We start from the raw sequence: 9,062 nt of genomic DNA on the forward strand, positions 1-9,062 counted from the left end.
GGTTGTTGACCCAGACTTGCCCGGCTTCGATCTTTCGCGCCACATCGAGAGCGCGATCGGTGTTGCGGCTCCATACCGATCCGCTGAGGCCGAACTGCGATTGGTTGGCGCGGGCGATGGCGTCGTCGAGGTCGTCGTACGTGGCGACCGGAATGGCCGGACAGAATTGTTCTTCGGTCATCAGCGGCGCGTCGTCGGCAAGGTTCGTCACCACGGTCGGCCGCATGAAATAGCCTCTGGTGAAGGTCGCCTCGCTGTCGATTTTTCCCATCGGTTTGACGTTGGCGCCGCGGCGGGCCGCGTCCTCAACAAGGCCGGTGGCGCGGGCCTGGGCCTTCTGTGTGTGCAACGGGCCCATTGTCACCGATGGCTCGAGCCCGTCGCCGACCACGATGGAGTCGACCGCCTTGCCGAACTTGTCCAGGAATTCGTCGCTCCGCTTAGAGGGCACATAAATCCGTTTGATCGCCATGCAGACCTGGCCGGTCATCATGAACGTTGCATTCAGGATGCGCGAAAGCGTGGCGGGATCGAACTCGGCATCGTCGAGAATGACGGCGGGATCGTTGCCGCCGAGCTCCAGCGTCACGCCTTTGATGGATTGCACCGCGTTCGACATGATGTGTCGCGCCGACGGGATGCTGCCGGTGAAGCCGATCTTGCCGACATCGGGATGCGTCGTGAGCGCGTCGCCGATTTCGGAGGGAAGTCCGGTGACGACATTGACGGCGCCGGGCGGCAGCGCCTCGGCAAACATCCGGGCCGAGCGGGTCAGCGTCAGCGGGCAGCTCTCCGGCGGCTTGAGCACGACGCAGTTGCCGGCGAGCAGCGCCGCAACGATTTGGGTGAAGGCCAAGACGTCGGGCGAATTCCACGGCACGATCGACACCACGACGCCATAAGGGCGGTTGAGAACGAACGTTTGTCCGTTGGCTGACGTGTATTTGCGCTCGGCGTCGAGTTGCGCCGCGTAGTCGAGCGCCATCAGTTGCCGCTTGGGCACGCTCAGCAATTCTCCCCGCGCGTGGGCCAGCGGCTTGCCGTTTTCGCGGACGAACACGGCGGCGCGCCGGTCGATATCCGCTTCAAGGCAAGCGAGGGCCTGGCGTAACAGGCCGGCGCGTTGCGAGAAGCTGAGAGCGGCCCAGGCCGGTTGCGCGGATTTCGCTGCCGTCACGGCCCGATCGACGTGCTCGGCGGTGCCGCGCACGACCGTTCCCACCAATTCGTCCGGCCGCGCCGGGTTGCGAACCTCGATGCGGTTGGGGCCGTCGACGCGCTCGCCGGCGATCAGCATGTATTCGGTGATGGGAGGCTCGGTGTTGAGGGGCGTGGGCACGTGGCGACTCCAATGCGTCCAGAAACGGCCGTCTCGTTATATCTGCCAGTATATAACCATGGCAGCGCATTGCAATTTTCCGGGGAACGCCGCCCGGCAAGAGAGCGTTCCATCAGGGCGTTCCATCGCCCGGTCGCTTCGGTTCGATGCGCGGGCTATTCGTGCGGTCCCGCCGACAGCGTTTCCTGCAGGAGCGACAGAAGCTGCTCCGCCCGTTGATTGCGGCCTGTGTGCGGAAGAACCACGGCCTCAATCCGCCGTGCGAAGGCAGGTTCGTGGATCGGGCGAAGCACGATATCGGGGCGCTGCGCGGTCATCGACAGACGCGGAACGACCGCCAGGCCGACACCCGCTGCGACCAAACCTTGCGCCGATTGGTAGTCTTCGGTGTGGAACACCACATCGGGCTCGAAGCCCGCGATGCGGCACATCACCTCGAAGGCGTCGCGATAGGGCGGGCGATGGCCGCGAACGATCCAGGGTTCATGCGCGACCTCGGCAAGCCGCAGCGGTTCAAGGCCGGACGCGAGCGGGTGGCTGCGCGGCAGAAGCAGGCAGAGCGGATCGTTGAGAAGATGTCGACGGTGCAGCGCGCCCATCGGCCTTGCGAGAAAGTCGTAGTCCCATGTCAGGCCGACATCGATCAACCCTTCAGCGAGCTTGGCTTCAAGGTCTTCGGGCTGCGAAGCGTGCAGGATCAGTTGGGTGTCGGGAAAGCGCTCGCGGTACTTCTGGACCACGATCGGCACCAGGTGAGCGCCGGCCGTGGAGAAAACGCCGAGCGTCACGCGCGTCGGAGGATCGGCGACGCGATGCAACTCCTGCTCAAGCGCCGCAATCTCGCGCAGCAGCGACTGGCCCCGCTCCGCGAGGACCTTGCCGACCTCCGTCAGGCCGACGCCGCGCGGCAGGCGCTCGACCAGAGGAATGCCGACTTCGCGCTCCAGGATGGCAATCTGCTGCGAGACGGCGGATTGCGTGAGATGGAGCCGGTTGGCGGCAGCCGTGAACGAGCCTTCGGCGGCGACGGCGCAGAAGATTCTCAGTCGTTTCGCATCCAGCATGCGGCCCCCGCGAACCGCTTTCGGAAAGGTGAAGCGGCCGCGCGGGTTCTCTAGTCCGGTTGGCCCGTGCTTGTCGATGCTATGGACGGCGGCGGTTCAGCCTGTGGCGCAAGCCAACTGTCGCCCTTGCGCGAAGGTGGCGACCTGTCCGCCAAGAATCCGGAGCTGCTCGCCGATCTTGATGTCTTGAATGTCGCCGTCGGGAGAGAACGGCTTATTCGCGGAGTTGACGGTCACCCCGAGCGGCGTCGGCCAGCCGCGCAGGGCATGGACGATGGAACGGATTGAAACGAGGGTGGCCGCCCCGGCTTGCCAACCCCCCGCGCTGACGATGCAGCCGACGGCTTTGCGGTGAAGATAGGGCGAAGGATCGCCCGCCAATTCCTGTAAGTAATCCAACGCATTCTTGAGCAGGCCCGACAGCCCGCCGTGATAGGCGGGCGTCGATACGATCAGCCCATCGGCGCGTCGGACCGCGTCGATCAGGCGCGCGGCTTTCTCGAGTGTACCGCAGCCGAAGTCATACATCGGCAGGTCGAGTTCCTGCGCGGTGATGATTTCGGTGCGTGCGCCGTGCTGTTCCGCGGCCTGCAAGGCGATGCGCAGCGCCTGCTCCGATGTCGAGTGCGGCCGCAATGTGCCGCCGATGCCGAGGACGAGGGGGGCTGGAAGAGACTGCGCCGACTGGCGGCGCGAAGACATATCGACGACGACGTTCATGGTGTCACCCCTTCGTTATGCGGCAACGACGGACCGGGCAGCGGATCGGCCGGCCTCGTTACCGGGCTCGGCGACGCCGAGCGAAGCGCGAAGGGTGTCGTGCTCGTAGTCGCGGTGGAACAATCCGCGGCGCTGCAACTCGGGCACCAGCATGTCGACCACGTCGTGAAGCCCCGACGGCAGCATGTCGATCATCAGCGTGAAGCCATCGGCGCCGCCGGCTTGCCATCGCTCCTGCATCACGTCGGCGACCTGTTCGGGAGTGCCGACCACCTCCTGATGGCCGCCGCCGTAGCGCAAGCTCAGCTCGCGAACGGTCAGCTCTTCCTTGAGCGCAAGATTGATGATGCTGCGGCGAAAGCCGATCGAGCCTTTGAATTCGGCCTCGGGCATGAGGCGGTCCGACGGGAAAGGCTTGTCCAGGTTCTCCTGAAGCGCCTCCATCGGGATTCCGATCCGCCGCGCCAGCTTGGCCAGGTTCGGGCCGACGCCGAGCACTTCCTCCAGCCGCTTCTTGCGCGCCCACGCCTTTTCCTCCGTGTCACCGAGGATCACAGCCATGCCGGGAAGAATCTTTATCCGATCGGGATTGCGTCCATAGGCTGCCGCGCGCCGGCGCATATCGGTACGGAACGCGACGGCATCCTCCAGCAGATGTTGCGCGGTGAAAACCGCATCGGCGAATTTCGCCGCTTGATCGCGTCCGCGTGGCGACGACCCCGCCTGGAAAATGACAGGCCGACCCTGCGGCGGGCGCGGGAACGGCAGCGGGCCGCGGACCGAGAAATGCTTTCCGACATAATTGATCTCGTGGACTTTATCGGCGCGGCCGAACAGGCCCGCGGCCTTGTCGCCGGCCAGCGCGTCCGGTTCCCAACTGTCCCAGAGTTTGCAGACGATCTCGATGAACTCATCTGCCCGCTCGTAACGCCCCTCATGGTCAGGGTGCTCGCCGCGGCCGAACTGGCCGGCGACGGTCGGGTTCTGCGTGGCGATGGAATTCCAGCCCGCACGTCCGCGGCTGAGGTGATCGAGCGTCGCGAAACGCCGCGCCAGCTCGTAAGGCTCGTTGTAGGTTGTGGAAGCGGTGCCCACGAGGCCGATGCGTTCCGTGGTGCCGGCCATCAGCGCCAGTGTGATCGCGGTGTCGAGCGTGCCGCAGGGGCGTTCGACACCGTTTTCCTGGTTGGTGATCTGCTCAGCGAGAAACACCGCGTGCAGCTTGCCGGCCTCGGCCGTGCGGGCGCATTCGGTGTAAAGCGATGGCGATACGTAATCCGATGCCTCACCGTCGCGCGCCATCCATGCACCGAGATGCAGGCCGAGGCCGTGCATCAACGCGGCAGTGAGAATCATGGAACGATCTTCGCGACTCATCGGAGACTCCTTTCAATTAATTGCGGCGCACGCAGCGAAAGATGTTCAGAAATTTTTGCCTGCGTTTCTGGCCGCAATCAAACAGCGGAGTTCGGAGCCAACAAGCGGGAAAATCTTGGGTGCGGGATTAGGAACACTGATGGCTGGCGTCGCGTCGTGTGGTTGCGATGACTCGCTAAGCTCTGCGCGTGGCAAGGCTCTCGGGCATCCGGGAGGATGCATTCTGGCGTGTCGCCTCTTCTTTGACGAAGGTTTCCGCCATCATGGTGCGGATCCATTGATTGGCCGGATCGCGATGGTAACGCGCCGACCAGAACAGATCGATGGGGATCGCTGGAAGCTCGAAAGGAACAGGCACGGAGGCCAATTCAAACGGCCCGGCGCATCGGTTCACCAGGCGCAGCGGGACGGTGGTGATGAGATCAGTCTCGTGCAGAAGATAACCGACGGCGGCAAAATGCGGGATTCTCAGTTTCACATTCCGCGCGATGCCGCGCCGCTCGAATTCATCGTCGGCAAGGCCGTGTCCTGTTCCCGCCGATACCACGACGAGATGTTCGGCCGCGGTAAACTCGTCGAGCGTCATGCTTGCTTTGTCGAGCGCATGGCCGCGCCGAAACAGACAGACGTACTGGCTGACGGTGAGCTGGCGTTTGAAGATATTGGTCTGCAGGTCGGGCAGGTGACCGACGGCCAGATCGACCTGGCCGTTCTCCAGTTCCTCTTTCAAACGAACGGCGTTGTTGCGGACGGTGTTGATCGTGATGGCCGGGGCGACGCGCCTGATGCTGTCCATCAAGCTCGGTAGAAAGTCGATCTCTCCGATGTCGGTCATCGCAATGGTGAACCGGCGCGTGCTTGTCGCGGGGTCGAACGGCGACCGGACGGCAAGCGTACCTTTGATGAGTTCGAGCGCATCGGAAATCGGGCCCGCCACCTGCATGGCGTAAGCGGTCGGCTCCATGCCGTGCGATGTGCGCACGAACAGTTCGTCGTTCAGGATGCTGCGGAGCCGATTTAATGCATTGCTGACGCCCGGCTGGGACATGCCCAGGTTTTCGGCGGCCCGCAGCACGCGCTTTTCGCGAAAAAGGTGCGAGAAGACGAGAAGCAGGTTGAGGTCGATCTTTTCCAATTCCACGATGCTGCACCGAACAAAGCCGAGGTCCGGTTGTCATTCTAGAGTCGTTATATACTAAAAAATATAGCGTATATTGCCTCATCCGGGCCTTGAGGCGAAATGCGGCGTTGCAGCATCGCGCAGAATATTTTGTTCGCCGACTGTCGAAACGGCCCGGCGCAAAAGCAAAATTCCTTCCGGTGATGACGGACATTCAGGGCGTTTCGTGGATTTGCGCCGCACGTCGCGCCATGACTTGAAACCACGATTTGGAACAAAGAAAAGCTCGGAGGCGCGCGATGCTGAATGTGCAGCCCGATGTTGAAATCCCGACATGGACCCATGACGGATCCAGCCGGATCCCGTTCTGGGCTTATACACATCCGACCGTGTATCAGCGCGAGTTGGAGCGCATTTTCTACTCCAAGCATTGGAATTATGTCGGCCTTGAAGCCGAGATTCCAAATCCCGGCGATTTCAAGCGGACGTCGGTCGGGGAACGGTCGATCATCATCGCGAGAGCGGAAGACGGGTCGGTCACCGCCGTCGAGAACATTTGCGCGCATCGCGGCGCGGCGTTTTGCCGGGAGCGCTTCGGCAACAACAAGGAGTTCCTCTGCCCTTATCATCAGTGGACCTACGATCTGAAAGGCAACCTCCAGGGGGTGCCGTTCCGCCGCGGGCTCAAGAAGAATGGGGAGGTGCGCGGCGGCATGCCCGCCGATTTCAATCCCAAGAATCATTCGCTGAACAAGCTCAGCGTCGCGGTGCGTAACGGGGTTATTTTCGCCTCGTTCGATCACGAGATGGAATCGTTCGAGGATTATCTCGGCCCGGAAATCCTCCGCTATTTCGACCGCGTTTTTGATGGCCGCAAGCTCAAGATCACCGGCTATTCCCGCCAGCGCATTCCCGCGAACTGGAAATTGATGCAGGAGAACATCAAGGACCCCTATCACGTCGGGCTTCTACACACTTGGTTTGTCGTGTTCGGTCTGATCCGCGGCGACCAGACGTCCCGCCTGGTGACTGACGTGCATGGCCGCCACGGCGCGATGGCCTCGAAGCGCGAGAATGTCGAGAGCGGCGACGTGACGAAGGGGCTGCACAGCTTCAAGGAGGGGATGACGCTGCATGACAACAGGATCGTCGATGTAAAGCCGGAGCCGTGGTGGAACGGCCCGACTGTTGTCATGCTGACGCTATTCCCGAACCTCATCGTTCAGCAGCAATCGAACAGCATGTCCACACGGCAGATCATCCCCCGTGGCCCCGATGCGTTCGATTTCGTCTGGACTCATTTCGGCTTTGAAGAGGACGACCCCGACATGGCGCTACGCCGGCTTCGACAGGCCAACATGTTCGGGCCTGCCGGCTACGTCTCCGCCGACGACGGCGAGGTGCTCGAATTCTGCCAGGAGTCTTATTTGCAGGAGCCGGCGCGCAACACGATCGCGGAGCAGGGCGGCCGCGATTGGGGCGAGCTGAACCATCTGATCACGGAAAATCCGCTCCGCGCCATGTTCGCCTATTGGCGTAAAGTGATGGAGATCTGAACGATGCTGGATATCAGCGGCGGTTACGTGGCGCTGCAGAATCTGTATGGCGAATACTCGGCTTGCCTCGATGCGGGCGATTTCGAGCGATGGCCAGACTTTTTCCTCGATGAGTGCGAGTACCGTATCCAGGCTCGCGAAAACTACGACCGCAAGCTGCCGCTGTCGATCCTATGGCTCGAGAGCAGAGGCATGCTGAAGGACCGGGTCTACGGCATTCGAGAGACGCTTTATCACGATCCCTATTATCAGCGACACATCGTTTCGGCGCCGCGCGTTATCGGCGTCGAAGGCGGCGAAATCAGATCCGAGGCCAACTATCTCGTGCTGCGCACCAAGCGCGACGAATTTAGCGAGGTGTTCAACGCCGGGCGCTATATCGACGTTGTTCGCGAGACCCCGGAGGGGCTTCGATTCAAGTCGCGCTCGTGCATTTTCGACAGTGAAGTTGTCAAGAATTCGATTATCTATCCGATCTGATTTTCACGGCGGGTAGACACCGTTGGAAACAGTGCGGGCGGGCGAGGGACGTCGCGCCCGCGCACATCCGTTCAGGCCATCACGACGTCGCGCACGTAGACCGTGATGTCGGAGACCGGGGGCACCACCGGCACCTGATACAGCATGTCGGCGACCACGCCGCGGTGATAGGTGCCGCAATTGACGATGTGCAATACGATTTCGTTGCGCGTCATCACGCCCGCGCCCCCTCCCACATATCCAAAGGAGATGGGCTCGGCCAGCTGCTGCTCGGACCAGGTATCCACCTGCTCCATATGTCACTGGTCAATTTCTGTTTTCAGCGCCCGTAATTCAGCCAGCGAAGGAGGGGTGGCCGTGTTCCGCGCGGTGTATCCGTGCGCCCACCCTTCCAGGTACGCCCTGAAGATGCGGTCGATCACATAGACATGGTTCATCGTATGAACCATGTTCTTGAATCGCGTGGGCCGCTCTTTGGTCGCTCGCCTGCCGGCAGGGCCTCAGGGCGACCGATCGGACCGGCGGCGTGACGATTGCGCGATGCTTGTCACGGAATCGATCTGACCCGTTTTCAAGCGAGCTTGGCTGATGAAGATCGGGCTCGGCTCGCCATAGACGGGGCGCTTGGGTTTGGTCGCCGCCTTGGAAGCGGGTTGGGCCGTCGTTCGAGCCGCTGTCTGCTGCTGACCGGCCTGCCGGGTGGTGACTTGGGCGCCGGGCTGCTGCTTGAGGACATCGGTGATGAACTTTGCGACGTCGGCCGGCGGCACCAGCCGGCCGGGCCGCAGGTCTACCGCCACGATCTGCCGCTTCACCGGATCGTAAGAGCACTGATAGGCGTGGCGCAGCCATTGGTTCTGCGCCGTCAGCACGCGGATGCCGTCGCCGCGGTAACGGATGATGCCGTCCGCGCCGGGCTGCTCGGCCTGGGTGAACATGCCGCCGAACGGTCGCGACAGCCAGTCGTAATCCAGCGGCGCCCGGGCCTCGATCAGCGGGACACAGGCTTGCGCCGCGACATCGGCATTGCGGCGCACGCAGAGCGCGTCGCACTCCTGAGCCGTTGCCGGCGCGGGCGGCCGATCCACGGTGGGCGGCAGCGCCGGCGAGGTCGGATTGACCTGCGCGGCGCGGATGGGCTTGCCGTTCTCAGCCGCCAAGGCATGGAAGCCGGTCGCCAAACTCCAGGTGCCGAATGCCAGACCGCCCGCCAGCAACAACGATCGACCAAGATAACCGCGCATCAAGTCCCCGCGCATCGACATAGCGGCGTCCGGCGTGCCCCATCGCAGCCATGCTGCCACCCGCGAAACATTAGCATTAGCGATAAGCTAATGAAAGCCGAAGCGTGGCCCGCGCGGCGGATAAACCCGTCCTTTGGTAACCGCGAAGAGCGGGTGGCGGCA

At 62.7% G+C, this 9,062-nt stretch carries 10 protein-coding genes; 2 read left to right on the forward strand and 8 right to left on the reverse strand.

All coding sequences use genetic code 11. The annotated features are described in order from the left end of the window. The 5 genes from VN004_RS00005 to VN004_RS00025 all read right to left on the reverse strand — a co-directional run. Positions 1-1,339 (reverse strand): aldehyde dehydrogenase family protein (locus VN004_RS00005; RefSeq protein WP_325606051.1); only part of this gene is annotated, 1,339 nt, incomplete at its 3' end. Positions 1,340-1,494: 155 nt separating this feature from the next. Beyond that, a complete protein-coding gene (locus VN004_RS00010) occupies positions 1,495-2,403 on the reverse strand; it encodes a LysR family transcriptional regulator (RefSeq protein WP_325606052.1) in 909 nt (302 codons plus the stop codon). A gap of 96 nt (positions 2,404-2,499) precedes the next feature. Further along, on the reverse strand, positions 2,500-3,123 hold the full coding sequence (locus VN004_RS00015; RefSeq protein WP_325606053.1) for an NADPH-dependent FMN reductase: 624 nt from the start codon (positions 3,121-3,123) through the stop codon (positions 2,500-2,502). Positions 3,124-3,138: 15 nt separating this feature from the next. Then, positions 3,139-4,500, reverse strand: a complete 1,362-nt coding sequence (locus VN004_RS00020; RefSeq protein ID WP_325606054.1) for an NtaA/DmoA family FMN-dependent monooxygenase — start codon at positions 4,498-4,500, stop codon at positions 3,139-3,141. 175 nt (positions 4,501-4,675) lie between these two features. After that, positions 4,676-5,641: a LysR family transcriptional regulator gene (locus VN004_RS00025; protein ID WP_325606055.1), complete on the reverse strand. Its 966-nt coding sequence runs from the start codon at positions 5,639-5,641 to the stop codon at positions 4,676-4,678. 278 nt (positions 5,642-5,919) lie between these two features. Here VN004_RS00025 and VN004_RS00030 point away from each other — a divergent pair, with 278 nt between their 5' ends. Further along, entirely contained in the window at positions 5,920-7,176 is a 1,257-nt protein-coding gene (locus tag VN004_RS00030) for an aromatic ring-hydroxylating oxygenase subunit alpha (protein WP_325606056.1), read from the forward strand. Between the two features lie 3 nt (positions 7,177-7,179). Next, positions 7,180-7,656 carry an aromatic-ring-hydroxylating dioxygenase subunit beta gene (locus VN004_RS00035; RefSeq protein ID WP_325606057.1) on the forward strand — a complete coding sequence of 159 codons (477 nt, stop codon included), beginning with the start codon at positions 7,180-7,182 and terminating at the stop codon, positions 7,654-7,656. Positions 7,657-7,727: 71 nt separating this feature from the next. Here VN004_RS00035 and VN004_RS00040 read toward each other — a convergent pair whose 3' ends face one another. The 3 genes from VN004_RS00040 to VN004_RS00050 all read right to left on the reverse strand — a co-directional run bounded on the left by VN004_RS00040 (position 7,728) and on the right by VN004_RS00050 (position 8,921). Next, on the reverse strand, positions 7,728-7,952 hold the full coding sequence (locus tag VN004_RS00040; RefSeq protein WP_325606058.1) for a DinB family protein: 225 nt from the start codon (positions 7,950-7,952) through the stop codon (positions 7,728-7,730). A gap of 3 nt (positions 7,953-7,955) precedes the next feature. Then, a complete protein-coding gene (locus VN004_RS00045) occupies positions 7,956-8,093 on the reverse strand; it encodes a hypothetical protein (protein WP_325606059.1) in 138 nt (45 codons plus the stop codon). 63 nt (positions 8,094-8,156) lie between these two features. After that, a complete protein-coding gene (locus VN004_RS00050; RefSeq protein ID WP_325606060.1) occupies positions 8,157-8,921 on the reverse strand; it encodes a hypothetical protein in 765 nt (254 codons plus the stop codon). Positions 8,922-9,062 lie beyond the last annotated feature (141 nt).

It is taken from the genome of Pseudorhodoplanes sp. (assembly GCF_035565855.1).
GTDB lineage: Bacteria > Pseudomonadota > Alphaproteobacteria > Rhizobiales > Xanthobacteraceae > Pseudorhodoplanes.

What these genes read in the sequence shown, in the direction of transcription:
- VN004_RS00010 (WP_325606052.1), bottom strand. Translation starts at nt 2,403, where the DNA reads ATGCTGGATGCGAAACGACTGAGAATCTTCTGCGCCGTCGCCGCCGAA.
- VN004_RS00015 (WP_325606053.1), bottom strand. Translation starts at nt 3,123, where the DNA reads ATGAACGTCGTCGTCGATATGTCTTCGCGCCGCCAGTCGGCGCAGTCT.
- VN004_RS00020 (WP_325606054.1), bottom strand. Translation starts at nt 4,500, where the DNA reads ATGAGTCGCGAAGATCGTTCCATGATTCTCACTGCCGCGTTGATGCAC.
- VN004_RS00030 (WP_325606056.1), top strand. Translation starts at nt 5,920, where the DNA reads ATGCTGAATGTGCAGCCCGATGTTGAAATCCCGACATGGACCCATGAC.
- VN004_RS00035 (WP_325606057.1), top strand. Translation starts at nt 7,180, where the DNA reads ATGCTGGATATCAGCGGCGGTTACGTGGCGCTGCAGAATCTGTATGGC.
- VN004_RS00040 (WP_325606058.1), bottom strand. Translation starts at nt 7,952, where the DNA reads ATGGAGCAGGTGGATACCTGGTCCGAGCAGCAGCTGGCCGAGCCCATC.
- VN004_RS00045 (WP_325606059.1), bottom strand. Translation starts at nt 8,093, where the DNA reads ATGAACCATGTCTATGTGATCGACCGCATCTTCAGGGCGTACCTGGAA.
- VN004_RS00050 (WP_325606060.1), bottom strand. Translation starts at nt 8,921, where the DNA reads ATGTCGATGCGCGGGGACTTGATGCGCGGTTATCTTGGTCGATCGTTG.